The sequence below is a fragment of the Streptomyces sp. NPDC037401 genome, assembly GCF_055602345.1.
In genome coordinates, this window is the sequence record NZ_JBVJWO010000008.1 from 10807 (window position 1) to 36112 (window position 25306).

Annotated in this window: 27 protein-coding genes and 1 pseudogene; 14 read left to right on the plus strand and 14 right to left on the minus strand. The window is 72.4% G+C overall.

Translation table 11 applies throughout. From position 1 onward, the window contains the following. Both ACZ7H1_RS09640 and ACZ7H1_RS09645 read right to left on the minus strand, forming a co-directional pair. Nucleotides 1-204 (minus strand): annotated as a pseudogene (locus ACZ7H1_RS09640) (hypothetical protein); the annotation flags it as partial. Between the two features lie 116 nt (nt 205-320). Further along, on the minus strand, nt 321-509 hold the full coding sequence (locus tag ACZ7H1_RS09645; protein WP_470785185.1) for a DUF6381 family protein: 189 nt from the start codon (nt 507-509) through the stop codon (nt 321-323). A 196-nt stretch (nt 510-705) separates the two neighbouring features. On the opposite strand from ACZ7H1_RS09645, the gene ACZ7H1_RS09650 reads away from it, so the two are divergent. Beyond that, entirely contained in the window at nt 706-1014 is a 309-nt protein-coding gene (locus tag ACZ7H1_RS09650; RefSeq protein ID WP_470785187.1) for a hypothetical protein, read from the plus strand. Nucleotides 1015-1035: 21 nt separating this feature from the next. Further along, nucleotides 1036-1524, plus strand: a complete 489-nt coding sequence (locus tag ACZ7H1_RS09655) for a flavin reductase family protein (protein WP_470785189.1) — start codon at nt 1036-1038, stop codon at nt 1522-1524. A gap of 87 nt (nt 1525-1611) precedes the next feature. Here the strand turns inward: ACZ7H1_RS09655 and ACZ7H1_RS09660 are convergent, their stop codons facing one another. Then, on the minus strand, nt 1612-2043 hold the full coding sequence (locus ACZ7H1_RS09660; RefSeq protein ID WP_470785191.1) for a DUF5997 family protein: 432 nt from the start codon (nt 2041-2043) through the stop codon (nt 1612-1614). 58 nt (nt 2044-2101) lie between these two features. Here ACZ7H1_RS09660 and ACZ7H1_RS09665 point away from each other — a divergent pair, with 58 nt between their 5' ends. Further along, on the plus strand, nt 2102-2917 hold the full coding sequence (locus tag ACZ7H1_RS09665) for a LysR family substrate-binding domain-containing protein (RefSeq protein ID WP_470785192.1): 816 nt from the start codon (nt 2102-2104) through the stop codon (nt 2915-2917). Here the strand turns inward: ACZ7H1_RS09665 and ACZ7H1_RS09670 are convergent. The 7 genes from ACZ7H1_RS09670 to ACZ7H1_RS09700 all read right to left on the minus strand — a co-directional run bounded on the left by ACZ7H1_RS09670 (nt 2914) and on the right by ACZ7H1_RS09700 (nt 10215). Then, nucleotides 2914-3561 (minus strand): TetR/AcrR family transcriptional regulator, encoded by a 648-nt coding sequence (locus tag ACZ7H1_RS09670; RefSeq protein WP_470785194.1) that lies wholly within the window; start codon nt 3559-3561, stop codon nt 2914-2916. The genes ACZ7H1_RS09665 and ACZ7H1_RS09670 overlap by 4 nt on opposite strands. Nucleotides 3562-3641: 80 nt before the next feature. Further along, nucleotides 3642-5666 (minus strand): galactose-binding domain-containing protein, encoded by a 2025-nt coding sequence (locus ACZ7H1_RS09675; protein ID WP_470785195.1) that lies wholly within the window; start codon nt 5664-5666, stop codon nt 3642-3644. 134 nt (nt 5667-5800) lie between these two features. Beyond that, entirely contained in the window at nt 5801-6562 is a 762-nt protein-coding gene (locus tag ACZ7H1_RS09680; protein WP_470785197.1) for a 3-hydroxybutyrate dehydrogenase, read from the minus strand. Nucleotides 6563-6650: 88 nt separating this feature from the next. Then, nucleotides 6651-7139, minus strand: coding sequence for a hypothetical protein (locus ACZ7H1_RS09685; RefSeq protein WP_470785199.1), 489 nt, complete (start codon nt 7137-7139; stop codon nt 6651-6653). Nucleotides 7140-7426: 287 nt separating this feature from the next. Next, entirely contained in the window at nt 7427-8245 is an 819-nt protein-coding gene (locus ACZ7H1_RS09690) for an AAC(3) family N-acetyltransferase (protein WP_470785200.1), read from the minus strand. A gap of 169 nt (nt 8246-8414) precedes the next feature. After that, nucleotides 8415-9164: a hypothetical protein gene (locus tag ACZ7H1_RS09695; protein WP_470785201.1), complete on the minus strand. Its 750-nt coding sequence runs from the start codon at nt 9162-9164 to the stop codon at nt 8415-8417. A gap of 121 nt (nt 9165-9285) precedes the next feature. Then, a complete protein-coding gene (locus ACZ7H1_RS09700; protein WP_470785202.1) occupies nt 9286-10215 on the minus strand; it encodes an alpha/beta hydrolase fold domain-containing protein in 930 nt (309 codons plus the stop codon). 221 nt (nt 10216-10436) lie between these two features. Between ACZ7H1_RS09700 and tdh the strand changes: the two genes are divergently transcribed. From tdh to ACZ7H1_RS09715, 3 genes are all read left to right on the plus strand, one after another. Further along, a complete protein-coding gene (gene tdh / locus ACZ7H1_RS09705; RefSeq protein ID WP_470785204.1) occupies nt 10437-11465 on the plus strand; it encodes an L-threonine 3-dehydrogenase in 1029 nt (342 codons plus the stop codon). Nucleotides 11466-11578: 113 nt separating this feature from the next. Next, nucleotides 11579-12778 (plus strand): glycine C-acetyltransferase, encoded by a 1200-nt coding sequence (locus ACZ7H1_RS09710; protein WP_470785205.1) that lies wholly within the window; start codon nt 11579-11581, stop codon nt 12776-12778. Nucleotides 12779-12800: 22 nt separating this feature from the next. After that, a complete protein-coding gene (locus ACZ7H1_RS09715) occupies nt 12801-13730 on the plus strand; it encodes a LysR family transcriptional regulator (RefSeq protein WP_470785207.1) in 930 nt (309 codons plus the stop codon). A gap of 36 nt (nt 13731-13766) precedes the next feature. Here the strand turns inward: ACZ7H1_RS09715 and ACZ7H1_RS09720 are convergent, their stop codons facing one another. After that, nucleotides 13767-14717: a LysR family transcriptional regulator gene (locus ACZ7H1_RS09720; RefSeq protein WP_470785208.1), complete on the minus strand. Its 951-nt coding sequence runs from the start codon at nt 14715-14717 to the stop codon at nt 13767-13769. A gap of 207 nt (nt 14718-14924) precedes the next feature. Next, on the minus strand, nt 14925-15713 hold the full coding sequence (locus tag ACZ7H1_RS09725) for a DeoR/GlpR family DNA-binding transcription regulator (protein WP_470785209.1): 789 nt from the start codon (nt 15711-15713) through the stop codon (nt 14925-14927). 178 nt (nt 15714-15891) lie between these two features. On the opposite strand from ACZ7H1_RS09725, the gene ACZ7H1_RS09730 reads away from it, so the two are divergent. The 6 genes from ACZ7H1_RS09730 to ACZ7H1_RS09755 all read left to right on the plus strand — a co-directional run bounded on the left by ACZ7H1_RS09730 (nt 15892) and on the right by ACZ7H1_RS09755 (nt 21294). Further along, complete coding sequence (locus tag ACZ7H1_RS09730) at nt 15892-16782, plus strand: SIS domain-containing protein (RefSeq protein ID WP_470785210.1); 891 nt, start codon at nt 15892-15894, stop codon at nt 16780-16782. After that, nucleotides 16779-17660 carry a class II fructose-bisphosphate aldolase gene (locus ACZ7H1_RS09735; protein ID WP_470785212.1) on the plus strand — a complete coding sequence of 294 codons (882 nt, stop codon included), beginning with the start codon at nt 16779-16781 and terminating at the stop codon, nt 17658-17660. The genes ACZ7H1_RS09730 and ACZ7H1_RS09735 overlap by 4 nt, the downstream gene beginning before the upstream one ends. 136 nt (nt 17661-17796) lie before the next feature. After that, on the plus strand, nt 17797-18198 hold the full coding sequence (locus ACZ7H1_RS09740) for a GntR family transcriptional regulator (protein ID WP_470785214.1): 402 nt from the start codon (nt 17797-17799) through the stop codon (nt 18196-18198). Beyond that, the gene (locus tag ACZ7H1_RS09745) at nt 18195-19061 is read left to right on the plus strand and encodes an ATP-binding cassette domain-containing protein (RefSeq protein ID WP_470785215.1); all 867 of its coding nucleotides are present in this window, start codon (nt 18195-18197) and stop codon (nt 19059-19061) included. Before ACZ7H1_RS09740 ends, ACZ7H1_RS09745 begins: the two co-directional genes overlap by 4 nt. Next, a complete protein-coding gene (locus ACZ7H1_RS09750; protein WP_470785217.1) occupies nt 19058-19975 on the plus strand; it encodes a hypothetical protein in 918 nt (305 codons plus the stop codon). The genes ACZ7H1_RS09745 and ACZ7H1_RS09750 overlap by 4 nt, the downstream gene beginning before the upstream one ends. 119 nt (nt 19976-20094) lie before the next feature. After that, the gene (locus tag ACZ7H1_RS09755) at nt 20095-21294 is read left to right on the plus strand and encodes an acyl-CoA dehydrogenase family protein (protein WP_470785219.1); all 1200 of its coding nucleotides are present in this window, start codon (nt 20095-20097) and stop codon (nt 21292-21294) included. 263 nt (nt 21295-21557) lie between these two features. Here the strand turns inward: ACZ7H1_RS09755 and ACZ7H1_RS09760 are convergent, their stop codons facing one another. Together ACZ7H1_RS09760 and ACZ7H1_RS09765 are read right to left on the minus strand one after the other, a co-directional pair. Beyond that, nucleotides 21558-23261: a SulP family inorganic anion transporter gene (locus ACZ7H1_RS09760; protein WP_470785221.1), complete on the minus strand. Its 1704-nt coding sequence runs from the start codon at nt 23259-23261 to the stop codon at nt 21558-21560. An 87-nt stretch (nt 23262-23348) separates the two neighbouring features. Beyond that, entirely contained in the window at nt 23349-23819 is a 471-nt protein-coding gene (locus tag ACZ7H1_RS09765) for a pyridoxamine 5'-phosphate oxidase family protein (RefSeq protein ID WP_470785223.1), read from the minus strand. Nucleotides 23820-24092: 273 nt separating this feature from the next. Between ACZ7H1_RS09765 and ACZ7H1_RS09770 the strand changes: the two genes are divergently transcribed. Together ACZ7H1_RS09770 and ACZ7H1_RS09775 are read left to right on the plus strand one after the other, a co-directional pair. Further along, nucleotides 24093-24557, plus strand: a complete 465-nt coding sequence (locus tag ACZ7H1_RS09770) for a Crp/Fnr family transcriptional regulator (RefSeq protein WP_383511184.1) — start codon at nt 24093-24095, stop codon at nt 24555-24557. A gap of 25 nt (nt 24558-24582) precedes the next feature. Further along, a complete protein-coding gene (locus ACZ7H1_RS09775) occupies nt 24583-25221 on the plus strand; it encodes a CBS domain-containing protein (RefSeq protein ID WP_470785225.1) in 639 nt (212 codons plus the stop codon). Nucleotides 25222-25306 lie beyond the last annotated feature (85 nt).

Genomic DNA, 25306 nt, shown 5'->3' on the forward strand with positions numbered 1-25306 from the left:
AAGAAAGGGACCGCCCCCAAAGAGGATTCCGCAAAGGAGAGGGGTGCCGGGAGAGTGGGGGGAGGTACAACCGAGAACAAAGCCTCCCCCCCCCCCCCCGCCCCCGGCGCCGAGGTCGTGGGCGGTTCCGGAATTGCCGAAGATCCCGGCCATGCCGACGACGACGGCGGCGATCAGGACGACCAGTCCGAGGATGAGGATCATGAAGGGCTCCTAGACTCCGTGCCCGGTCGAGGCCCGGTCGGGCCGCCGGACACGCGCGCGCCTACCCCCGGACGGAACCGTCAAGCGGAATCCCGCCCCAACTCCACGGCGGCGGGCTACATGGGGTCCATGCTGCCGCTGCCGGGGCCGTTCTGCTCCTCGCTCTTCTGCCTGATGTGCAGGGCCTTCTCCTGCAGTCGCTGCCGCTCCCTGGGGTCGGTCGCGCGCTGGGCGGCCTGTTCCAGCTCCTGGGCCTTGTCACGCATCTGCTGGGCTCGCCTGCCCGGCTCGTCTGCCACGCTCATGATCGGATCAGTCCTCGGGGCTCGGGGGTGCCTTTCCCCAGCCAATCAGCCGCTGGGTGCCCGCGCATCCGGGACCGCGGTGTGCGGGTGCGGGTGCTGAGCACCGGTCCGTGAACGGTGCGACGATGGCAGTGCCAGCGGCGGAAGCGCGTGCAGTCCGCGGTTCCGTCCCGAGACGAAGACGGCAGGCCAGGCCATGAGCAAGAAGGACAAGCGCGACAGGCAGGACAATCCGAGCGCCCACCGGTCGTTCCACCCGGACACGTACGCCCCGGACAGGGGACCGGGCCGAACACCCTCCAAGGAAGAGGCCGGCAACCCGCACGGCAAGCCCGTCGAGAGCCGGGGCCGCCGCGGCGAGGAGCAGGCCAAGGGCTCCGGCGGCAAGGGCATGCACGACACCGGCCCCCGCGGCCGCTCCCAGCGCCCCAGCGGGACCAAGGACGCCTCCGCCACGACCGGCGTGGACCCCCAGGACCCGCCCGGCACCCGCAGCGCCGGATAGCGGCGGGCTTCCGGAACCGCCGTGGGAGACCTGGACGCCTTCACGGACGCGCTCGACTATCCGGTGTACGTGGTGACGGCGGCCGCCGACGGGCAGAAGGCCGGCTGCCTGGTCGGCTTCGCTTCCCAGTGCTCCATGGATCCGCCGCGCTTCATGGTGTGGCTCTCCAGGGCCAACCGCACCTACCGCGTCGCCCGGAACTCCTCGCACCTCGCCGTACACGCACTTCGGGACGGGCAGCGGGAGCTGGCCGAGCTCTTCGGCGGCGAGACGGGAGACCAAGTCGACAAGTTCGCGCGGGTCGGCTGGCGGTGGCCCGCCCCCGCAACGGCCCCGGTCCTCGACGACGTCCGGGCCTGGTTCCTCGGCCGGGTGGAAGCGCAGGTCGACGGCGGCGACCACGTCGGATTCCTGCTGTCTCCGGTCGAGCAGAGCCCTCCCGGCCCCGTACGGCCGCCCCTGCTGCGCTTCAGCGACGTGGTGGACCTCCCACCCGGCCATCCCGCCTGAGGATCCGCTCCCGGCCGACGGCACAGCGACGCCCGGCGGCCGGTCACCCCGGGTGACCGGCCGCCGGGCGTCAGTGGCGCCGGGGCGTCAGGAGCGGTCGCGGCGGGGACCGGCGCTGTTGCCGGCCTGCGCGGCCTTCTCCGCCTGCTCGGCCTTCTTCTCCTTGATCCGCACGGTTTCCTTGCGGACCTCGGCCTGGGTGCTGCGCTCCTTCTGGAGCCATTCCGGGTTGTCCGTCTTCAGCGCGTCGATCTGCTCCGTGGTGAGCGGCTCGGTGACCCCGCCGCGGGCGAGGCCCGCGATGGAGACGCCGAGCTTGGCCGCGACCACGGGCCGGGGGTGCGGGCCGTTGCGTCGCAGCTCCTGGAGCCACTCGGGCGGATTGGCCTGGAGCTCGTTCAGCTCGGTGCGCGAGACGACACCCTCCTGGAAGTCGGCGGGGGTGGCCTCGAGGTACACACCCAGCTTCTTCGCCGCGGTCGCGGGCTTCATGGTCTGGGTGCTCTGGTGCGACGTCATGGTGTCAAGGGTATCGAGCGTGTGCGCTACCTCTGACCACGCCCGGTAACCTGGCGGGGTGACAGGCTCGGAAGCAACCCCTTCGTTCAGGCTCGCCTACGTCCCGGGAGTGACGCCCACGAAGTGGGTGCGGATCTGGAACGAGCGGCTGCCCGACGTCCCGCTGACCCTCGTACAGGTGTCCGCCGCGGACGCCTTCGACGCGCTCCGGCGCGGCGAGGCCGACGCGGGCTTCGTACGGCTCCCGGTCGACCGTACGGATCTCAGCGCGATCCCGCTCTACACCGAGCAGACCGTGGTCGTCGTCCCCAAGGACCACCTGATCGCCGCGGTCGAGGAGGTGTCGGCCGGCGACCTCGCCGACGACATCGTGCTGCACCCCCTCGACGACACCCTGGACTGGGAGCAGCCGCCCGGCCGGCCCGCCTTCGAGCGGCCCGAGACGACGGCGGACGCCGTCGAGCTGGTCGCGGCCGGTATCGGCCTGCTCGTCGTCCCGCAGTCGCTCGCCCGCCTGCACCACCGCCGGGACCTCACCTACCGGCCGGTCTCGGACACCCCGGAGTCGCGCGTCGCGCTGTCGTGGCCGGAGGACGCGACCACCGATCTGGTGGAGCAGTTCATCGGGATCGTGCGGGGCCGCACCGTGAACAGCACTCGCGGCCGCCCCCCGGCCGAGGCGCAGGCGAAGGCGAAGCGCACCGACGCGGGCGCCAAGGGCGCCAAGAAGCCCCAGGGCGCCCAGGGTGCCAAGAGCGCGAAGGGCGGCAAGCCGGCCGGCCGTACGGGCGCGAAGCCGGGCGCCAAGAACCCGCGCGGCGGATCCGCGGCCCCCAAGGGCGCCCGCCGCGGCAAGCCCCGCGGCCGCGGCTAGCCGGGGCCGCGGAGCACCCGCTGGGAAGCAACCCCCGCCCTGCCCGGTACGGGTTCGCGGATCAGGCCGGCGACGTGGTCGGTGACCGTGTCGAGGACGGCCGGCGCGGCGGCGTCGGCGCCCAGGACCAGGAAGTGCAGGGTCAGCCCGTCCGTCATGGCCGCCAGGTAGCGGGCCAGCACGGGTACGGGCACGCGCAGTTCGAAGCCCATGTCGGCGCGGAGCTGCTCGATCAGCTCGGCGTAGGTCGCGCAGTACAGCTCGTACTGGCGGCGCGCGAGGTGCTCGAAGCCCGGCTGGCGCAGGGCGTACTGCGTGAGCTCGTACGTCAGCATGTGCTCGCCGGGGCCGGCCGACACGTGGTCCCAGTAGGCCTGGAAGCCCGCCCGGACCGTCTCCCGGAAGGTGTCCTGCGGCCGGATCGCCTTCCTGACGATCTCGGCGTAGTGGTCGGTGATCGCCGTGATCACCGATTCGAGCAGGGCCTGCTTGGAGTCGAAGCAGTAGTGGAAGACGCTCAGCGACACGCCCGCCTCGGCGGCGATGGAGCGGGTCGTCGTCCGGGCGACGCCGTCGCGGGTCATCGCGCGGATCGCGGCCTCGGTCAGCTGGCGGCGCCGCTCGGCCGACGGCATCCGTGCCATGGGGTTCCCTTCGTTCCCGTACGGCCGGAGCCGGCCGGATCAGGTGCGGATCCGGCCGGCCCGGGACGTGCGTGGGGGTGTCAGCTGCTGTAGACGCCGACCTCGTGGAGGGAGTACCCCCACTGGGTGCCGCGCTGGAGACCCTGGACGCGCAGGTAGCGGGCCGGTACGCCGTCGAAGCGCGCGGTGTCGAGTCCGCCGTCACCCGTGGTCGTCGACCACACGGTCTGCCAGTCCGTGCCGTTCGCCGACAGCTCGATCCGGTACGCCTTGCCGTAGGCGCGTTCCCAGTCCAGGGTGACGCGCTTGACCAGGCTCGTGGAGCCGAGGTCGAGCCGGAGCCACTGGTCGTCGTTCCACTCGCTCGCCCAGCGGGTGCCCGTGTCGCCGTCCACGGCCCGGCCGGGCGCGTAGCTGACGAACGGGTTCCACCACTCCGACGTGGACGCGGCGGCGGACGAGCCCGCGGCCAGGTTCACCCCCGCCTTGTGCTGCTCGGAGGCACCCCAGGTGGTCAGGTAGGACTCGGCCCCCTTGAAGAGGTCGTCCACGACGTCCTGGCCGCCGACGATCCGGACGTCCTCCACCCAGTCCGGGACCAGGCCGTAGTGCGAGGCGCCGTCGGTGTTGAGGTTCCAGGTCCGCCGGCCCGTGGTCTGCTTGTCGATCACCGAGCCGCCGTCGGTGCTGCGGAACGGGTACCGGACCGGGTTCGGGGTGTCCGCGCCGCGCGGGCCCGGCCAGCCTCCGACGCCGTTCATGTCGCTGCCGAAGCCGTAACCCACCTTGTACTTGTCGCGCAGGGCGTCCGTGCGCTTCGCCTCGGCGCTGAAGGCCTCGGAGCCGTTCATGTACTGGGCGGCGAACCCGCCGAGCCGGTAGAGCCGCTCGGTCCACTCGCTGTCCATCCAGCTGTGCGAGGAGATCACGCCGGGGTACGACTCGGACTCGAGGATGTCGAAGGCGCGCCCGGCCGCCTTGACGCTCATGTGGTCGATCTCCAGCATCATCTTGCGTTTCATCATCCCGCGCACCGCGTACTCGCCGAGTCCGGTCAGGCCGCGGGTGTTGCACTGGGCGTCGGCGGCGTACGACGGGACGGACACGCCCGCCGGCAGCTCTTTCTCCGCGGCGGGTGCCGCGGCGAGGCCGATGGGGTTGTCGTGCTGCGGGCCGGTGCACTTCTCGGTCTTCCAGAAGGTGCCGGTCGACAGGAACTGGCCGACGTTGATCGCCGTGCCCAGGGCGCCGGAGTCGAAGCGGACCCCGCACAGGGCGTTGTCGAACTTGTGGCACAGGAACATGCTGCGCACGCCCAGCTGGTGCAGCTCGTCCAGGCCGCGGTCGATGTCCTCCTTGCTGCACTGCGCGACGTCCAGGATCATCTTGCAGCCGAAGGGCTCGGAGGTCTCGACCCCGAGGACCACGGCCAGCTTGCCCTGGGAGATGACCTGGCGGGCCTGCGCCGTGTCGGTGACGATCCGGAACCAGCCCTTGCCCGGTCCGCCGTACATCTTGTCGATGAAGGCCTGCATGTCGTAGGTCTTGCGCGCCTGCAGGCGGATCGAGGTCATCTCGTCGCAGCTGCGGTCCTTGAAGAAGTACACCGAGCAGATCACGCCGTTGGTGACGAGGTCGTTGACCATCACGCGCTGCCCGCCGCGCCAGGCCCGCTCGATCCAGGCGTAGTAGTTCATCTGGTGGGTCAGCGAGTCGTGCGCGGGCCAGTCCTTGAACGTCGGCCAGCCGTCGGGGTCGTGCTTGCCGTCGCCGCCCTTGGTGATGAAGTCGAAGACCGCGAGCGAGCCGTCGGGGTAGTGCTCGGGGCAGTCCTTGAGGGCGTCGGCAATGCCCGCTTCGGAGAAGGTCTTCCCGCAGATGAGCCGGCCGCCGAAGGCCTCGTTGGACATCAGGTGGTTGTGCGCGTCGACAAAGCCCCGGACCCGCCCCTGGGAGTCGGTCCCCTTGAAGGGCTCTCCCGTGACGTTGATCTCGGAGTCGGGGGCGGGGCGGGCGGTGGGGGTCCACCAGCCGGGCTCGGCCGCGGAACTGGGCACCGGGCCGAGCACCATGGCCATCGCGGCGATGAGCAGGGAAAGAACCATCAGGGGTCTGCGTCTGCGCTGTGGGGGTCGCGTCATGGTCAGTGAGAATCGCCACGGGCGTCAGCGGAGTCAAGAGTCCGGGACAAATGACCTGATGATTCGTCAGAATTCTTGCAACAGCGGCACGTCGGGTATCAGTGGGCCCCCCAGGCGCCGTCGACGGGAACCGACGCGCCGGAGATGTAGCCGGTGAGGGGTCCGCAGAGCCAGACGGCCACGGCGGCCACCTCCTCCGGCTCGATGAGCCGCTTGATCGCCGACCGGCCCAGCAGCACCTCGGCTGCGACCCGCTCCTCCGGGATGCCGTGGGCGGCGGCCTGCGCGGCGATCTGCCCCTCCACCAACGGGGTGCGGACATAGCCGGGGTTGATGCAGTTGCTCGTCACGCCGTGCGGGGCGCCCTCCAGCGCCACGACCTTGCTGAGCCCCTCCAGCCCGTGCTTGGCGGCCACGTACGCCGCCTTGAAAGGGCTGGCCCGCAGGCCGTGCACGCTGGAGATGTTCACGATCCGGCCCCAGCCCTCGCGGTACATGTGCGGCAGGCAGTGCCGAACGAGCAGGAACGGCGCGGTGACCATCACACGCTGGATCAGCTCGAAGCGGTCCGGCGGGAACTCCTCGACCGGGGCGACGTGCTGCAGCCCGGCGCTGTTGACCAGGATGTCGACCGCGGCGGGCAGCCGCCCGATCGCGTCCGCGTCGCCGAGGTCGGCGGCATGGGCGTGGCCGTCGGCGGCCACGGCGACCGCCTTAGCCGCCCCGGCGTTCACGTCCACGACGTGCACCGAGGCGCCGGCCGCGGCCAGGGCCAGGGCGCACGCCCGTCCGATCCCGCTGCCGCCCCCGGTGACCAGGGCGGTACGGCCGCTGAGGTCCAGGTCGCTGTCACTCGTCATGGCGGGAACGTTAGGCACGCGCCCGGCCCCTGCCCATGGCTGCGGCCGCCACACCTCATCCACCGGTGGTGGCGGCCGCCGACATGACCTAGAGGCGGTACACGCGCTCCTGGTCCAGCGCCAGGGCGTACCGTCCCGAGGCCAGGATGCGGACTCCGGGCGCCACGGCCAGGAGTCCGCGCAGCCAGCCCCGCGCCTCGGTGGTCAGCCGGTCGCAGCCGTCCAGCACGAGCAGCATGTCCCGCTCGGCCAGCCACGTGCGTGCGTCCCCGGTGCCGCAGGGCAGGAAGGGCATGCCCTGCATGCTGCCGAGCGCCGCGGAGAGGTCGCGCGAGTCGAAGGGTCGGTCCATCGTCACCACGGCGATGCCGTCGAAGAAGTTGGAGGCCAGGCGGTCCGCGAGGTCGCGCACCAGCCGGCTTCCCGGTTCCCGCTCTCTCCCCGTCACCGTCAGCACCCGCCCGCGGCGGACTGCCGTCAGCAGCCGGGACAGTTCGTGTGCGCTGTCCGGCGGTCCCGTGGACCGGGACGCGCCCTGACGCAACGCCCCCGGAGTTCCCCTGTCGTTGATCGGCACGATGCCCCCGTTGCATGCGTGTCACGGAGCGGCAGGCAGAGAATTCAAGCCGCATTCCTGTTGATTATGCGCCAGCGGGGGAGCTCGGGTAGAGGAAGCGCGCATTCCGTTGAAAACCGCACTAATGGCGTCAAGTGGCAATGCGGCCGCCCGGAACGGCGCGAGCGGCTCGTACTTCATGTGCTCGGGGATGTACGGCTGGTCAGTAGCCGAGGTGTTCCAGCAGGTCACCTGCGTGTTCCAGCAGGTCACCTGCGTGGTCCGGCAGGCCGCCGGCCGCGGCTCGCTCAGGCCGGTCCGGTCCGGTGCCCGGGGATCCACTTGACCGCGAAGTCGACGGCGTCGCGGAACGGCAGCAGCCGGGCGGTCGCCGAGCCCACCGGTCCGGTACGGACCGGCCCGCTCGTCCCGCTCAGCTCGAAATCGGCGCCCAGCTCGGCGAAGTCCGAGTCGTCGAGGTCCACGTCCTCGTACGTCCACCACTGGCGCTCGCCGTCCCGGGTGACCACGCAGTTGTAGTTCCGGCGGGGTGGCCGGGGGACCCGGTACTCGGCGAGGTGGAAGGCCGTGCACCGGTCGAAGCCGACTCCGAGGAGCAGGACGTGCGCCCGCAGGTCGTACAGCCGGGCCAGCGGGGAGTCCTCGCCGAGGTGGCAGTCGGGCCGGTGCCCTGCGACGATCTTCCCGGCCTCCGTGCCGAGCGCAGCGAAGGAGGTCTGGGGGTGGTCGCTGCGGATCGCCCCGGGGGTCTGCCAGGTGGTGTTGGCGAGGACGCCCATGGTGGGGGCGGGCGTGGCCGTCTTGTCGAAGGCGGGCATCCGGGCCCGCAGTGCGGCCACCGCCCCGGGGCCCAGGTCGCGCACCTGGTCCTTGTAGTGCGGCGAGGTGTCGGAGTTCTCCGGGGTGAAGGTGGGGACGACCAGGGTCCCGGCGGCGCCGAGCGCCGTGCGCAGTGCGGCGAGCACCGCCCGGGGCCCGCCCTCGCCCGGCCGGCCCACCGGGCCGACGGCGTGCATGGACGCGTGGACCATCAGGACCCCGCCCGGTTCCACGCCCAACTCGGACAACTGGTCGGTCAGTTGGGATTCCGTGTGCAGGGTGTTCACACCCGACTCATTTCGTGTGGTCTCGCGGTGTCCGCCGGACTTCGCCGAATCCCGCTCATCGTAGGGCGCCGCCCGGGCACGGGTGCCGTGCCCGGGCCGGGCCACTCGAACGAGGGACGGACGCCGCGGCGGCGGGCTCCCCGGAGGGGGTCCGCCGCCCCGCAGGCTCTCACCCCGCCACCCCCTCGCCGGCCGTGAGTCCCATGGAACTGTGCATCTCGGTCTTCGCGCCCTTGAGGCAGCGCAGGATGCGCTCGTGCCGGTCCCCGGCGGCGTCCGCGACCTGGAGCCGCAGCTCGATGTCGGCGAGCCGGTCGACCAGCCGCATCGAGAACCGGCCCACGTCGATGGTGCCCAGCTGGCCGCCGTACCCGATGGTGTTGAGGTAGAAGTCCCGCCCGATGACGAGGCGTTCCCCGTCCGGGTCGGTCGGCTGCCCGCGTCCCAGCTCGGCCATCGCCGCGTCGCCGCTGATCCAGCCGGTCTGCAGCGGCCGGCCGGCGGTGTCGGTCGCCATCCACTCGATGCGGTAGGCCACCTCCTCCACCGTGGCGCTGTGCGTGCCGCCGTTGTGCGCCCTCACCACCCACACCTTGTCGCCGGCCATGCCGAAGGTGTTGTCCTGCGGCTCGCCGGACCAGCCCATCTGGGGCGCGGCCGAACGCGCGTACTGGGCGCGGGCGAAGGCCACGCCCGCCGTGAGCGCGAGCATGTTGGACACGGACTGGAGGTCGAGCAGTTTGAGCCGCCAGGGCCACTCGGCCCTCGTCGCCTCCCCCAGATTGCCGCGCACGACCTCCCACAGCAGCAGGACCGTCAGCACGGCGAGAAGGATCAGCGGAATGGTGAAAAGAACCCGGTTCCTGTCGACCCGGCGCTGTCCGTCCTCGGTGCCCGTCCCGGCCGAACGCCTCCCCATGCAGGCCTCCTCGATGTCCCCCGGTCAGCCGTTCCTTCCACTATGGGCCGCTGCGGGCGGAGTTGGCTAGGTGGCACCGGCCAAGTCCCGTCTGTCCACGGGTACTTCGGGGAGGCGGTTGCTACGGCGCGGAGAGTGCGCCGGGTGCTTCCCGGGCACGGGCGACCAGGTGCACGATGCGCTCGCGTGCCGCCCGGCCCTCGGGGACCGGCATGAGGGGGTAGCAGTGCGGCTGGCCGTCGGCCTCGACGAGTTCGGCCGTGGCGCCGGCCGCGCGGGCGCGGGCGAGGAGCTCGCGGCTGTCGGTGCCGAGCACGTCCCGGGTGCCGCTGAACACCGTCAGCGGAGCGAGTCCGGCCAGCGACCCGTACAGCGGGCTCACCCGGGGGTCGTCGGCGGCCAGCGTGCCCGCGTACAGCCGTCCCGCCTCCCGCAGTCCGGCCCGCGCCAGCATCGGGTCGTGCGGCTCGATCGCCTGCTGGTCGGGGTGGCTCATCGTGAGGTCCAGCCACGGGGACACGAGGATGATCCGCGAGGGCTGGGCCCCGGTGCGGTCGCGCAGCTTCTGCGCGGCGGCCAGCGCGAGCCCGGCGCCCGCGGAGTCGCCGATCAGCACCGTCCCGCCGGGACCTCCGCTCTCGATCAGTCCGCTGAGCAGGTCGGCGGCCACCGGGACGGTGCGGTCGGCGGTGCCCCGCGGCGCCAGGGTGTACGCGGGCACGACGCACTGGGCCCGGGCCTCCGTCACCAGGGTGCGGATCAGGGCCCAGTGCGGTCTGACCAGTTCGTCGATGTACCCGCCGCCGTGCAGGTACAGGACCCGGCTCGAGGGCTCGCGGTCGCGCGGCGAGACGTCGTACACCGGCCAGGCGCCGACGATCGTCCGCGACACGTCCGCGATCCGCGCCAGGCTGCGCGGCGGCAGGTGCGAGGCCGGCCGCCGTGCGGTCTCGGCCACCCGGGCCCGCACCGCCTCGGCGCTCGCCCAGCGCCTGCGGCGCCCCGACACGATCAATGCGGCGGACAGCGCTCGGCTGCGCAGACTCGGCACGCCCGTCACCTTCCCCACCCCTGTTCCGCCCTGTCCCCGTACGGTCCCCGTCCCGTACGGAGCATAGGCGTGAAGTTCTCCTGTCGGCCCGCTTAAGAAATCCTCGATGGACTCAAAGGCGATCTTCTCGGCACATTGGTGCGCGTCCGAGATACCTGTGGGGCCCATGATGCTCCCGGGGCTCACGCATGCCCTCCCTACCCCCTGCCTGGAGCCGCACCATGAAGGCACTCGTCAAGCACAAGGCCGAGCCCGGACTCTGGCTCATGGACGTGCCGGAGCCCGAGTACGGACCCGGAGAAGTGCTGATCAAGGTGCTGCGCACCGGCATCTGCGGGACGGACCTGCACATCCGCTCCTGGGACGGCTGGGCGCAGGGCGCGGTGAAGACCCCGCTCGTCCTCGGCCACGAGTTCGTCGGCGAGGTCGCGGCGGTCGGCGCGGGCGTCCCGGACGTCGCGGTGGGCGATCTGGTGAGCGGCGAGGGCCACCTCGTGTGCGGCAAGTGCCGCAACTGCCTCGCGGGCCGCCGCCACCTGTGCCGCAGCACCATCGGCCTCGGCGTCGGGCGCGACGGCGCGTTCGCCGAGTACGTGGTCCTGCCCGCCTCCAACGTGTGGGTCCACCGCACCCGGGTGGACCTCGACGTCGCCGCGATCTTCGACCCGTTCGGCAACGCCGTGCACACGGCGCTGTCCTTCCCGCTGGTCGGCGAGGACGTCCTGATCACCGGCGCGGGCCCGATCGGCATCATGGCCGCGGCCGTGGCCCGCCATGCCGGCGCCCGCAGCGTCGTCATCACCGACGTCAGCCCCGAGCGCCTGGAGATCGCCCGCAAGGCCGGGGCCACGCTCGCCGTGAACGTCGCCGAGAAGACCATCGCCGACGCCCAGCGCGAGCTCGGGCTGCGCGAGGGCTTCGACATCGGCCTGGAGATGTCCGGCCGCCCCGAGGCGATGCGCGACATGATCGACAACATGACCCACGGCGGCCGGATCGCCATGCTGGGCCTGCCCGCACAGGAGTTCGCGGTCGACTGGGCGAAGATCGTCACCTCCATGATCACCATCAAGGGGATCTACGGCCGCGAGATGTACGAGACCTGGTACGCCATGACGGTCCTGCTGGAGGGCGGCCTCGACCTGAGCCCGGTCATCACCGGCAAGTACGGCTACCGGGACTTCGAGGCGGCCTTCGACGAGGCCGCCACCGCCCGCAGCGGCAAGATCATCCTCGACTGGACCTCCTGACCCCGAGGGGCCGACCACCCCTCCTCCCCGGCCGGGCCCCGCAACCCTCCCCCCTCCGCGGGGCCCGGTCCCCCTCTCCACCCCGCCCTCCGCCGCACAAGGAGCAGCAGCACATGTTCGAGTCCGTACGCGACGACCTCCGCGCCACCCTCGACGAGATCCGGACCGCGGGCCTGCACAAGCCCGAGCGGGTCATCGGCACCCCGCAGAGCGCCTCCGTCGCCGTCACCGCCGGCGGCGCCCCGGGCGAGGTGCTCAACTTCTGCGCCAACAACTACCTCGGCCTCGCCGACCACCCCGAGGTCGTCGCCGCCGCCAAGGACGCCCTGGACCGCTGGGGCTACGGCATGGCCTCCGTCCGCTTCATCTGCGGAACCCAGGAGGTGCACAAGGAGCTGGAGCAGCGCCTGTCGGCCTTCCTCGGTCAGGAGGACACGATCCTGTACTCCTCCTGCTTCGACGCCAACGGCGGCGTCTTCGAGACCCTGCTCGGCCCCGAGGACGCCGTCATCTCCGACGCCCTCAACCACGCCAGCATCATCGACGGCATCCGCCTCTCCAAGGCCCGCCGCTTCCGCTACGCCAACCGCGACCTCGCCGACCTGGAGCAGCAGCTCAAGGCCGCCACCGAGGGCGGCGCCCGCCGCAAGCTCGTGGTCACCGACGGCGTCTTCTCGATGGACGGCTACGTCGCCCCGCTCCGGGAGATCTGCGACCTCGCCGACCGGTACGACGCGATGGTCATGGTCGACGACTCGCACGCCGTCGGCTTCGTGGGCCCCGGCGGCCGCGGCACCCCCGAACTGCACGGGGTCATGGACCGCGTCGACATCATCACCGGCACCCTCGGCAAGGCCCTCGGCGGCGCCTCCGGCGGCTACGTCGCGGCCCGCGCCGAGATCGTCGAGCTGCTGCGCCAGCGCTCGCGCCCGTACCTCTTCTCGAACTCCCTCGCCCCGGTGATCGCCGCCGCCTCCCTCAAGGTCCTGGACCTGCTGGAGTCCGCCGGCGACCTGCGCGACCGGCTCGCCGGGAACACCAAGCTGTTCCGTACGAAGATGACCGAGGCCGGGTTCGAGATCCTGCCCGGCGACCACGCCATCGCCCCCGTGATGATCGGGGACGCGGCGGTGGCCGGCCGGATGGCCGAGCTGCTGCTGGAGCGCGGGGTCTACGTGATCGGCTTCTCCTACCCCGTCGTCCCCATGGGCCAGGCCCGGATCCGGGTCCAGCTCTCGGCCGCGCACTCCACGCAGGACGTGGAGCGGGCCGTCGCGGCCTTCGTCGACGCGAGGGCCGCGCTCCAGGCCTGACGGCGCCTGACACAATGGCGGGGTGATCGACCCCCGCCGACTGCGCATCCTGCGGGCCGTGGCGGACCACCGGACGGTGACCGCCGCGGCCGCCGCCCTGTACCTGACCCCCTCCGCCGTCTCGCAGCAGCTCGCGGCGCTGGAGCAGGAGACCGGGCACGCGCTGTTCTCCCGCAGCGGGCGCGGCGTCCGGCTGACGGCGGCCGGGGAGATCCTGCTCGCCCACGCCCACGAGGTCCTGGCGCAGCTGGAACGGGCCGAGGCGGAGCTCGCCGCCTACGCGGCCGGCAGCTCGGGCGAGGTCACCGTCGCGGCGTTCGCCACCGGCATCGCCGAGGTGCTGGCGCCCGTACTGGCCCGCCTCGCGCTCGAGCACCCCGGCATCCGCGTCCGCGTCCGCGACGCCGAGGGGGACCAGTCCCTGCCGCTGCTGCTGGACGGGGAGGCCGACCTCGCCCTCGCCGTCGAGTACCGCGGCGGGCCCGGCGCGGACGACGGCCGGCTCTCGCTCGTCCCGCTGTACGCCGAGCCCTTCGACGCCGTCCTGCCCGCCTCGCACGCGCTGGCCGTCCATCCGGCCGTCTCGCTCGCGGAGCTCGCCGACAGCGACTGGATCGGCCAGAGCCCGGGCAATCCGTGCCACGACGTGGTCGTGCTGGCCTGCGAGCTCGCCGGGTTCCAGCCGCGGCTGGTGCACTCCTCCGACGACTTCCGGGCCGTGGTCGCCCTGGCGGGCGCCGGTGCGGGCGTGGCTCTCGTACCGCGCTCCGCTCTGCGCGGCATGGAGCTGAAAGCCGTCGGGCCGGTGGCCGTCCGGCCGGTCGGCGGCCCGGCGGCCACGCGCCGGGTGTTCGCCGCCGTGCGCCGTGGTGCCGAGACGCACCCGCTGCTGAGACCGGTACTGGACGCGCTGCGGGACGAGGCCGCGAACCTGTCCGCGTCGATGGGCTGAACCGGCCGCCGGCCCGTTCGCCGCAGCCGCTCGCCGTCACTCCTGCGGGCAGTCGCCCGCCAGCTCCTCGGGGGAGGTCCCCGGGTGCCCGGAGGTGCTCGCCACCTCCTGCACGGTACGGACGAACGCACGCAGCAGCGGGGTGTCGTTCCCGCCCCGCCATACCAGGCCCCAGTCCAGCGGCGGCGCGTCCGTGATCGGGACGTACGCGAGGTCGGGACGCAGGTAGAAGCGGACGACCTGGGCGCCCACGGGGTAGGCCCCCTTGCCGGCGGCGATCAGCGCCAGCCCCTCCTGGAGCGAGCCCGCCATCGGCCCCTCGGGGGCGCTGTCCCCGGCGGCCTCGCCGATGCCGTCGCGCAATGTGCGCGAGCGGGCCCAGTACTCCGGCATGGTGGGGGTACGGATCATGGTGACGCCGGCGAGGTCCGCCATCTTCAGCTCCGCGCGGGCCGCCAGCGGGTGGCCGGAGGAGATGGCCAGCATCCGGGGCTCGCGCACCAGGGGCGGTCCCGTGATCAGGTCGGGCTCCAGGACGGGGAAGCTCGCGTTCATCAGGTCCATCTCGCCGGTGCGCACCGGCTGCTGGGCCACGCCGAACGCGAACTCGCGCAGTTCGACCCCGCAGTCGGGGTGCTCGGTGCGGAAGACGTCCGCCGCGAGGACGAACAGCTGTCCCCACAGTGCGCCGACGAACCCGATCCGCAGGGTGCCGGTGGTGCCCTGGGCGGTGGCGATCGCGCGCCGCACCGCCTCCGTGAGGGCGAGGTGGTGCGGGGCCAGGTCGTCGCGGAGCTGCTCGCCGAGCGGGGTGAGGGTCACGCGCCGGCTGGTGCGGACGAACAGCGGCGCGCCGATGCGGCGCTCCAGCTTCTTGATGGTCTGGCTGATGTGCGCGCGGGAGACGGTCAGCCGGTCGGCGGCCCGCCCGAAGTGCAGTTCCTCGGCGAGCGCGAGGAACCCGTCCAGTTCATGCCGCTCCAACATCTTCCACTCCCATCGGTAATCCAGAGTGATCGATTGTTGCAGTTTTCGGCGTTGTTCCTGGTGAGGGCGTGAACAAGGGTGGATACGGCTCACGCACGGGCCGCGTCCGGCCCCCTTTGCCGGGTTTGCCGAGTCATGCCCGCGCGCGTGGCCGTCCTACGCCGTCACGCGGGTGTCGGGGGCCGGCAGATCGTCAGGAACGGGGGTTCAGACGACCTGTACCTCGACGCCCGCGTCGCGGAAGGCCTCGACCGTCCGGGGCGCCACCGCCGCGTCCGTCACCAGGACGTCCACCCGGGAGGCCGGGCAGATCCGGGCGAAGGCGCGGCGCCCCAGCTTGCTGGAGTCCGTCGCCACCACCACCCGCCCGGCCCGTTCGCACAGCAGGCGGTTGATCGCCGCTTCGTCCTGGTCGTGCGCGGCCGCGCCGTCGAGGGTGTCGAAGGCGTCGACCCCGAGCACCGCCGTGTCCAGCGTGATCTGGCCGAGCACCCCGTCCGCCAGCGGGCCGGTCAGCTCGTACGTCTGCGGCCGTGCCACCCCGCCGGTCACCACCACCTTGAACTGCGGCCGGATGGCCAGCTCGACGGCGATGTTGAGGGCGTTGGTCACCACGGTCAGGGTGACGGCACCGGCGTCGGCCCCCGCCAGGTCCGGGCGGGCCGCCAGCGCCCGCGCCACCTCGGTCGTCGTGGTGCCGCCGGTCAGCCCGACGGCCTCGCCGGGGGTGATCAGCCCGGCCACCGCGGCGCTGATCCGCTGCTTCTCTGCCGCGCGCCGTGAGCTGCGGTAGCGCAGGGGCAGTTCGTACGACACGCCGTGTACCACCGCGCCGCCGCGGGTCCGTACGAGCAGCTGCTGTTCGGCGAGCTGGTCGAAGTCGCGGCGGACGGTCGCGGCGGACACCCCGAGCTCTGCGGCCGTCGGATCCACGTCCAGCCGGCCCCGCTCCACGAGCAGGTCCAGCAGTGTCTTCCAGCGGGCGTCGCGGGACATCGGGCTTCCTCCGTGGTCTGTTGCCGTACGCGTGTCGCCGTACCCGCCGACCCTAGCCCAGCCAATCGGAGCGAGATGCTTGAAGTTGCTCGAAACTGCACGATAACTTGCAAGAACAAGCATCGAGCAGTGCGAACCCCGCGGAACCGCGGGGAACCCCGAGAGGGAGTCGTCTGGAATGAGCCATGCCGCCCACGAACTGAACTCGCAGCCCGAGTGCTGGCAGCGTGCTGCCGGGCTCGCCCCCGCCCACCGCGAGATGCTCCCCGCTCCCGGCGAGCGGGTCGCCGTCACCGGCTGCGGCACCTCGTACTTCATGGCCCGCGCCGCCGCCGCGCTGCGCGAGGCCGCCGGGCTCGGCGAGACGGACGCCTTCCCCGCCTCGGAGTTCCCGGCCGGCCGGCGCTACGACCGGGTGATCGCCCTGACCCGCTCCGGCACCACCACCGAGGTGCTCGACCTGCTCGCCGGGCTGCGCGGCCGCACCCGTACCACCGCCGTCATCGGAGATCCCGACACCCCGGTCGCCGCCCTCGCCGACGACCTCGTCGTCCTCGGCTTCGCGGACGAACGCTCCGTCGTCCAGACGCGGTTCGCCACCTCCGCCCTCACCCTGCTGCGCGCCCACTTCGGCGAGCACCCGGCCGCGGCCGTCGAGGACGCCCGCACCGCGCTCGCCGAGCCGTTGCCCGAAGGGCTCGCGGAGTGCGGCCAGTTCACCTTCCTCGGCCGCGGCTGGACCGCCGGGCTCGCCGAGGAGGCGGCGCTCAAGATGCGCGAGGCCTCGCTCTCCTGGGCCGAGGCGTACCCGGCCATGGAGTACCGCCACGGTCCGATCAGCGTGACCGGCGACGACAGTGCCACCTGGATGTTCGGCCAGGCGCCCCACGGGCTGCCCGAGCAGGTCGCCGCCACCGGCGGCCGCTGGATCCAGGGCACCCTCGACCCGCTCGCCGAGCTCGTGCGCGCCCAGCGCCTCGCCCTGGCCGTGGCCGACCGCCGGGGCCTCGACCCGGACAGCCCGCGGCACCTGACCCGCTCCGTGATCCTCGCAGGGGAGATCCGATGACCCTCGCCGCAACCGGCGCCCTCGTCGCGGCGGCCACCGCCGGGAAGCGCGCCGTCGCCGCCTTCAACATCATCACCCTCGAGCACGCCGAGGCGGTCATCGCGGGCGCCGAGTCCGTGCAGGCCCCCGTCGTGCTCCAGATCAGCGAGAACGCCGTGAAGTACCGGCACGGGCGGGTGCTCCCGCTGGCGCGGGCGGCCGCAGCGGCCGCCGAGGCCGCGGAGGTGCCCGTCGCCCTCCACCTCGACCACGTCAAGAGCCCCGATCTGCTGCGGCAGTCCGCGTCGGCGGGGTTCAGCTCCGTCATGTACGACGCCTCGCACCTGTCGTACGAGGAGAACCTGGCCGCCACCCGGGCCGCGGTGGACTGGGCGCACGCCCACGGCATGTGGATCGAGGCGGAGCTCGGCGAGGTCGGCGGCAAGGACGGAGCCGCCCCGCTCGACGCGCACGCTCCCGGTGCGCGGACCGATCCCGGCGAGGCGCGGGACTTCGTCGCCGCCTCCGGGGTGGACGCGCTCGCGGTCGCGATCGGCACCACCCACGCCATGACCACCCGGACCGGGGTGCTCGACCACGAGCTGCTCGCCCGGCTCGCGGCGGCCGTGGACGTGCCGCTGGTCCTGCACGGCTCCTCCGGGCTCCCGGACGAGGAGCTCGCGGCGGCTGTCGCCGGCGGGATCGCCAAGGTCAACATCGGCACCGCGCTCAACGTGGCCATGACGGACGCCATCCGCGCCTACCTCGACGCCCACCCGAGCGCCGTGGACACGCGCGCCTACCTGTCGGTGGGCCGGGCCGCGATGGCCCGTACCGCGGCCGGTCTGATCACCGCCCTCGGCGCCGGCCTCCCGCTGCCGGTGTCCGTGCAGGCCTGAGCCCGCACCGGTCCGGAAGCCCGGTCCGGAACCCGCCCGTGCCCGAACCTCCCTCCGGGCCGGGCGGGTTGACAGGCGTGCCCTCCTTGCACCACCCTTTCACTACTTAATTAGTGAAAGGGTGGTGCAAGGAGACGTGGTGGCATACCGCATCGACCGGCGCAGTGGCGTGGCCACCTATCTCCAGATCGTGCAGCAGACCAAACAGGCCCTCAGGCTCGGTCTGCTCCGGCCGGGCGACCGGCTGCCGACGGCCCGCGAAGTGGTCGAGGCCACCGCCGTCAACCCCAACACCGTGCTCAAGGCGTACCGGGAACTGGAACGCGAAGGGCTCGTGGAGGGGCGCCGCGGCCTGGGCACGTTCGTCCGCCGCGCACTCGGCGAGGGCAGGGCCGCCGACGGGCCGCTGCGCGCCGAGCTCGTGCAGTGGATGGACCGGGCCCGCGCGGCCGGCCTGGAGAAGGACGACATCACCGCGCTCTTCACCGCCGTACTCGGCGAAGCCGAGAGCGAACCGAACAAGGGGGAGGGTCCGTGACAGTGACCATCGAGGCGCACCGCCTCGGCAGGAGGTTCGGGCAGGCCTGGGCCCTGCGCGAATGCTCGTTCAGGGTGCCCGCCGGGCGCGTCTGCGCGCTCGTCGGCCCCAACGGCGCGGGCAAGTCCACCCTGCTCGCGCTCGCGGCCGGACTGCTGGCGCCCACGGAGGGCACCATCCGGGGCGCGGCACGCGGGCAAGTGGCCTACGTGGCCCAGGACAAGCCGCTCTACCCGCAGCTCACCGTCGGCGAGACGCTGCGCATGGGCGCCGAGCTGAACCCCGGACGCTGGGACGCGGCGGCGGCCGAAGCGGTGATCGAGGCCGGGGAGCTCGACCGCGGCAGCCGCATCCGGAACCTCTCCGGAGGCCTGCGCACCCGGGTCGCCCTCGCGCTCGCGCTGGGCAAGCGCCCCGACCTCATGCTGCTCGACGAGCCGATGGCCGACCTCGACCCGCTCGCCCGCCGGCGCCTGATGGGAACGCTTCTGGCCACGGCCGCCGAACACGGCACGACCGTGGTGATGTCGTCGCACATCCTCGGCGAGCTGGAGCACGCCTGCGACTACCTGCTCCTGGTCGACGACGGCCGGATCCGCCTCGGCGGCGGCATCGACGACATCCTCGGCGCCCACGCGCTGGTGACCGGCCCCGTGCGGGACCTGGCCCCGCACACCATCGTCGAATCCCGGACCACGGGACGGCAGCTGACGGCGCTCGTCCGGCGCGAAGGCCCCATGGGCGGCGCCGGCGACGGCCTGCAGGCCGTCGAACCCACCCTGGAGGAACTTCTGCTGGCGCACCTGCGTTCGCCCGGGGCCCCGGCCCTGCTGACGCCGACGGCGGAGGTGGCGGCCGCATGAGCACCCCCGCCACCCCGGCGGTCCTGACCGCCGGCCTTCCGGCCGCCGCCGCCCTCAAGGGCGCCCTGCGGGTCACCGCCCTGGTGCACCGCCGCGCCCTGTGGGCCGTACTCGCCCTCCCGGCCGCCGCCGTCGGCGTACTGCTCGGCCACCGCTGGTACGCCGCCACAGCAGCCGCCGACGACTTCGCCGCGAGCGGCTGCTCGGTCGAGAACACCGTCCCGGGCTGCGGCGACCAGGTCCGCGGCTACCTCGACACCATGCTCATGTCCAACGTCCTGCTCCAGTACGCGGGGCTGGCCGTGACCGTCCTTCCGCTGCTGCTCGCCGCACTCATGGCCGGCCCGATGACCGGCCGGGAGATGGAGACGGGCACGTACCGCATGCAGTGGACCCAGTCCCTCGCTCCCGCCCAGTGGCTCGCGGCGAAGCTCGCCGTCCCCGCGGCCGCCGTACTGCTCGCCGTCCCGCTGATCTCCCTGGTCGTCGGCCAGGCCCGGCGCACCGGGGAGCGCGGCTACTACCGGACGGAGTGGTACGCCTGGCAGGTGTACCAGGCGCTGGGGGCGGCGCCGGTGGCCTACGCCCTGTTCGGCCTCGGCGCCGGTGCCCTGGCCGGGCTGCTGGTGGGCCGTACGGTCCCGGCCATCGCCGCGGCCGTGACCGCCACCGGCGCACTGGCCGCGGTGATGACCGTACTGCGCCCCTCCCTGTGGCCCGCGGCCCACGGCGGCCCCCGGTCCTGGAGCGACTGGAACCGGTCGGTGCCCGGAGGGTCCGGCCTGACGGACTTCCGGCACCACCCGGAGTCCCACTTCTGGCCGATCCAGCTGGTCGAGAGCGGCATCGTGCTGGGTCTGGCGGTGCTCGCCACGGTGGCGGCGTTCCGGCTGCTGGGCCGCCGGTACGGCTGACCGCACCGGCTCCCGGCTCCCGCTCCGCGCGGTGTGACGCCCCTTCCGGATTCTTGAAACAGGTTCTACTCTGTGCGCCGCCAGCAGGGACGCAGAGCAGCCGGAATCCTGGAGGGGCCGTGCACCTCGAATACACGCCTGAGCAGCAGCAGTTGCGCGCCGAGCTGCGTGCCTACTTCGCCGAGCTGGTGCCGGAGGACGTCTACTCCCGTTACGAGGACCCCGCCGCCCAGAAGCGCTTCTACCGCGAGACCATCCGCCGCCTCGGCGCCGACGGCTGGCTCGGCGTCGGCTGGCCGCAGGAGTACGGCGGACGCGGGATGACGCCGATGGACCAGTTCATCTTCTTCGACGAGGCCGCGCAGGCCGTCGTACCGCTGCCGCTGATGGCGCTGAACACCGTCGGACCGACCCTCATGCAGTTCGGCACGGACGAGCAGAAGGCGTACTTCCTCCCGAAGATCCTCGCCGGCGAGATCGACTTCGCCATCGGCTACAGCGAGCCCGATGCCGGGACCGACCTCGCCGCCCTCAAGTGCCGGGCCGTGCGCGAGGGCGACGAGGAGACCGGCACGTACGTCGTCAACGGCCAGAAGATCTGGACCACCAACGGCGACACGGCCGACTGGGTCTGGCTCGCGGTCCGCACCACCCCCGTCGAAGAAGGCGTCGCGGCACACAAGGGCATCACCATGCTCCTGGTCCCCACCTCCGACCCCGGCTACTCCTGCACCCTCATCAACACCCTGGCCTCGCACGACACCACCGCGAGCTACTACGAGGACGTCCGCGTGCCCGCGTCCCGCCGCGTCGGCCCGGAGAACAAGGGCTGGCGCCTGATCACCAACCAGCTCAACCACGAGCGCGTCACCCTGGCCGCCCACGGCACCATGGCCATCCGCGCCCTGCACGACGTCCAGCGCTGGGCCGCGAACACCAAAATCGCCGACGGCCGCCGCGTCATCGACCTCGGCTGGGTCCGGGGCCGCCTCGCCCGCACCCACGCCCGCCTCGACGCCATGAAGCTCCTCAACTGGAAGATGGTGAACGCCGTCCAGGACGGCACGCTCACCCCCCAGGACGCCTCCGCCGTCAAGGTCTACGGCTCCGAGGCCCGCCGCGACGCCTACGCCTGGCTGATGGAGGTCACCGCCGCCGCGGGTCCCCTGAAGGACGGCTCCGCGGGCGCGGTCCTCCACGGCGAACTGGAACGCGGCTACCGCAGCGCGGTGATCTTCACCTTCGGCGGCGGCAACAACGAGATCCAGCGCGAGATCATCTCCTGGATCGGCCTGGGCATGCCCCGTGTCCGCCGCTGACGCGGTGTGACCGGCGCTGAGCGCGTTCTCACCAGCCTCGGCGGCACCCAGGTGCAGCCCGCTTCATCCGTTCGGGTGCTCGTGGTAGGGACGAGGCGCTCGGAGTGGTCCGCAGTCTTACGTTCGTGAGAGGCGCGGAAGGGACACCACGGCGTGACGAGCGACTCGTTGCGATCCCTCGCGCAGGGCCGTAGCGCCACCGGGGCAGCTCCGACACCGATCCTCCCGTCTCCGGCGCCCGGCTCCTCAGTCTGGAGTCTTGCTCAAAGGGCTGGATCGTGGCCCATGGCGCGTTGCCAGTCCCGATAGGCGGCAACGGCTGTGGGGAGCGTGGGGAAGATGCGCTCCGGGCCGACCGCGGCTGTCAGGCCGTAGGCGTCGAGGGGGCGACGAAGGTCCTGCTTGACGCGGGCGAGGGCGAACACGATGTCCCGTTGGGCGAGTTCGGAGCGCAGGGCCTCGACGGCGTCGAGGGCGGTGATGTCGACCTCGACGTTGGCCTCGGTGTTCAGGACGAACCAGTGCACGGGTTCGTCCTGCGCCGAGACCGAGGCCAGTGCCCGGCGGCGGAAGTCCTCGGCGTTGGCGAAGAACAGCGGCGAGTCGTAGCGGTAGATGAGCAGGCCGGGAATGGTGTGCGCGCTCGGGTAGTCGTCGACGTCGTGCATGCCGGCCAGGCCCGGGACGATTCCCTCGACGGCGTCGTGGGGTCGGGCGACCCTCGTGAGGAGTTCGGCGACGGACAGAGCTACGGCGAGGAGCACGCCGTACAGGATGCCGAGGGCGAGGACGCCGAGTCCGCAGCCGAGGGCGAGCAGGAGCTCGCGGCGGCGGAAGGCCGCCAGCCTGAGGAACTCGCCCACCTCGATCAGGCGTACGGCGGCGTAGATGACGATGGCGCCGAGAGCGGCGGACGGGGTGTGGGCCGGCAGCGGGCCCAGGAAGAGCAGGACGGCGGCCACGCAGCCGGCGCCGACGAGGGAGTACGCCTGGGTGCGGGCGCCGGCGGAGTCGGCGAGGGCGGTGCGGCTGGCGCTGCTGCTGACGGGAAAGCCGTGCAGGACTCCGGCGCCGATGTTGGATACGCCGAGTGCCAGCAGCTCGCGGTTGGCTGCCAAGGGGTGCGGATCGTCGTGGCGGGCGAAGGCGCGCGCCGTCAGGATGACGTCTGAATACCCGACGAGGAGCACTCCGACGGCCGGCAGGACCAGCTCGGCGTAATCCGACGGATCGGGCAGGGCGAAGCCCGGAAGGCCGGTCGGGACGACTCCGATGACGTTGATGCCGCGGTTCTCGTCAAGGGCGAAGCCCGCCACCACTGCCGTGGCGAGCGCCAGCACGACGAGGGGCCCGGGCAGCGGTCGCCACACCAGGGGCAGGGCGAACAGAAGGGCGAGGCATCCGGCGGCGAGCACGGCCGTGGGCCAGTGCACGTCACCGAGACGGTGGAGGAACGAGAACAGCTGAGGGAAGAAGCCCGATCCGCTGCCACTGGTCCCGGTCAGGCGGGGAAGCTGGTCCACGATCATGATCAGGGCGAGGCCGGCCAGGTAGCCGACGAGGACCGGCCGGGAGAGGAGATCCGCGAGGAAGCCCAGCCTGACGGCCCACGCGACGAGGCAGAGCAGACCGACCACGACGGCCAGGGCCGCCGAGAGCACCGCGTAGCGGGCGGGATCGCCGGCCGCCAGCGGGCCCACGGCCACGGCGGTCATGAGGGCGGTGGTCGATTCCGGGCCGACGGACAGCAGGCGGGAGGACCCGCTGAGGGCGTAGAGGACCATGGCCGGGAGGGCGGCCCAGAGACCGGCGACCGGCGGCAGACCGGCAACGCCGGCGTAGGCCATGACCTGCGGTACGAGGTAGGCGGCGACCGTGATGCCGGCCAGCACGTCACCCCGGAGCCAGGAGGCGCGGTATCCGTGGAAAGCAGGCGGGACCGCCACGGTCCAACCGCGCTTCGGCATGGCACCTCCGGAACTCCTGCGGGCTCGTGCCGCACCATCGTGACCTGCGAAGGGCCGAGTGGACGTGAAGCGCGCGAACGGGCGCCGCTACGGGCCGCCCTCACGCAAGCGGAACCCGGTGACGAGGTCGGGTCGGATCCGGACCGTTCCCGATGCGCTGCCCGCGGCCCAGGGCTCCAGGAGGCGCACGTACCGCTCGATCTCGTCCGGGTCGGTGACAGCGGTGGCGTAGCCAGTGGCGACCACGCTCCAGCCCAGGTGTTCACCCGGATCGATGTCGTCGGCCTCGTAGGCGACGACCACGCCCGCATCCTGCTGGGTCGCGAGCAGCGCCGCCAGCGTCGATCCGTCCTGGACGCAGACGATGATGTCGCCGGCATCGAGCACGTGGTTGACCGGGCGTACGGCGGGCAGCGCGTGACGTGTGAAGACGATCCGGCCCAGTTCGGCGGTGCCCAGCAGGTGCAGCGCCTCGTCGGCGCTGAGCTCTTCCATCTGCCGTCCCGTCACACCGACGGGAGACGAACTGGTGGTCGCACCGGCCGGGTGGCTTTTCATCGTGGACGTCCTTCGTCGAGCGAACAGGCCGCGATCCGGATGGACGGCATGGTGAGGGAGGCGAACACCCCCGGTCTCCATGCCGTGCCCGTACGTCCCGTGCCTGCCAGTCGGACAGGGGCGAAGGACGTGAACGGGCCGTGTGCTCCCAGGATCTCCGCGCGCGCCGATCTCGGACAGGGGCCGATCGGCCCCTGGACGGGCCCACAGGGCCCATGCTCGAGACCGGCGGGAAGACCAAGACTGAAGACGGACTCGAACAGGAGGCCGTCCATGAGTACCCCTTCACCCACCCGTATCTCCGAGGCACTGCCCGCCGACTGCCGCTCCCGTCTGATGGAACTGGCCCGAGAGGTCAACTTCGAGGAAGGGACGCGTCTCTTCCGCGAGGGCGGCCACGCCGACCGGTTCTGGATCGTCCGGTCCGGAACCGTGACCTTGGACGTCCACGTGCCCGGGCGGCGCGCCGCGGTCATCGAGAGCCTCGGCGCCGGCCAGCTGGTCGGCTGCTCGTGGCTCTTCAAGCCCTATTCCTGGCGCCTGGGCGCCGAGGCGATGTCGCCCGTCCGCGCGTACGAGTTCGACGCGGAGCGCGTGCGGGCGCTGATGGACGCCGACGCCGCTTTCGGCTCTGCCCTGGGCCACTGGGTCGGGCAGGTCCTCGCCAACCGGCTGCAGGCCGCCCGCGTGCGCCTCCTCGACCTGTACGCGCCCTACGGCAGCGGCAGCTTCCTCTGATCGTCCGTACGCCGAAGGAGCCGTCATGCCCGCATCCCGGTACACCGTCAGTGACGTCATGACGCACACGGCCGTCGCCATCGGCCGCGAGGCGTCCTACAAGGAGATCGTCGAGCTGATGGACCAGTGGAAGGTCAGCGCGGTCCCCGTCCTGGAAGGCGAGGGCCGCGTCGTCGGAGTGGTCTCCGAGGCGGATCTGCTGCCGAAGGAGGAGTTCCGGCGTACGGACCCCGCGCTGCCCGATCAGCTGGAGGAAGCGTCGAAGGCCGGCGCGGTGCTGGCCGAGGAGCTCATGTCGAGCCCGGCGATCACCGTGCACCCCGACGCGCCCGTTGCCGAGGCCGCCCGGATCATGGCGCGCAAGCACGTCAAGCGCCTGCCCGTGGTGAACGCGCTCGGCATGCTGGAAGGCGTGGTCAGCCGCAGCGACCTCCTCAAGGTGTTCCTGCGGCCCGACGAAGAGCTCGAGGAGGAGATCCGCCAGAGCGTGCTCACCGAGCTGACACCCGGCTTGAGCGTGGGCTTCGCCGTACAGGACGGGGTTGTCACTCTGCGCGGCCCGCTGCGGGACCGGGCCCTGGTCCCCCTTCTCGAGCGGGCGATCCGCGCGGTCGAGGGCGTCGTGGACGTTCGGATGGAGCTGGACGGCGCCGTCGCCGCCTAGTGCCTACCTGCGGCCACGGGGTGCGTTGCACGCCTTCCTGAGACAATTCGGATGGAAATGCGTCATGGGGACCGAACCAGGGGCG

Coding starts and splice junctions, on each gene's coding strand:
- ACZ7H1_RS09725 (WP_470785209.1), bottom strand. CDS start 15,713: ATGTCCCGCGACGCCCGCTGGAAGACACTGCTGGACCTGCTCGTGGAG.
- ACZ7H1_RS09750 (WP_470785217.1), top strand. CDS start 19,058: ATGAGCACCCCCGCCACCCCGGCGGTCCTGACCGCCGGCCTTCCGGCC.
- ACZ7H1_RS09760 (WP_470785221.1), bottom strand. CDS start 23,261: ATGCCGAAGCGCGGTTGGACCGTGGCGGTCCCGCCTGCTTTCCACGGA.
- ACZ7H1_RS09680 (WP_470785197.1), bottom strand. CDS start 6,562: ATGACGAGTGACAGCGACCTGGACCTCAGCGGCCGTACCGCCCTGGTC.
- ACZ7H1_RS09695 (WP_470785201.1), bottom strand. CDS start 9,164: ATGGGGAGGCGTTCGGCCGGGACGGGCACCGAGGACGGACAGCGCCGG.
- tdh (WP_470785204.1), top strand. CDS start 10,437: ATGAAGGCACTCGTCAAGCACAAGGCCGAGCCCGGACTCTGGCTCATG.
- ACZ7H1_RS09675 (WP_470785195.1), bottom strand. CDS start 5,666: ATGGTTCTTTCCCTGCTCATCGCCGCGATGGCCATGGTGCTCGGCCCG.
- ACZ7H1_RS09650 (WP_470785187.1), top strand. CDS start 706: ATGAGCAAGAAGGACAAGCGCGACAGGCAGGACAATCCGAGCGCCCAC.
- ACZ7H1_RS09730 (WP_470785210.1), top strand. CDS start 15,892: ATGAGCCATGCCGCCCACGAACTGAACTCGCAGCCCGAGTGCTGGCAG.
- ACZ7H1_RS09735 (WP_470785212.1), top strand. CDS start 16,779: ATGACCCTCGCCGCAACCGGCGCCCTCGTCGCGGCGGCCACCGCCGGG.
- ACZ7H1_RS09660 (WP_470785191.1), bottom strand. CDS start 2,043: ATGACGTCGCACCAGAGCACCCAGACCATGAAGCCCGCGACCGCGGCG.
- ACZ7H1_RS09770 (WP_383511184.1), top strand. CDS start 24,093: ATGAGTACCCCTTCACCCACCCGTATCTCCGAGGCACTGCCCGCCGAC.
- ACZ7H1_RS09775 (WP_470785225.1), top strand. CDS start 24,583: ATGCCCGCATCCCGGTACACCGTCAGTGACGTCATGACGCACACGGCC.
- ACZ7H1_RS09645 (WP_470785185.1), bottom strand. CDS start 509: ATGAGCGTGGCAGACGAGCCGGGCAGGCGAGCCCAGCAGATGCGTGAC.
- ACZ7H1_RS09710 (WP_470785205.1), top strand. CDS start 11,579: ATGTTCGAGTCCGTACGCGACGACCTCCGCGCCACCCTCGACGAGATC.
- ACZ7H1_RS09765 (WP_470785223.1), bottom strand. CDS start 23,819: ATGAAAAGCCACCCGGCCGGTGCGACCACCAGTTCGTCTCCCGTCGGT.
- ACZ7H1_RS09720 (WP_470785208.1), bottom strand. CDS start 14,717: ATGTTGGAGCGGCATGAACTGGACGGGTTCCTCGCGCTCGCCGAGGAA.
- ACZ7H1_RS09670 (WP_470785194.1), bottom strand. CDS start 3,561: ATGGCACGGATGCCGTCGGCCGAGCGGCGCCGCCAGCTGACCGAGGCC.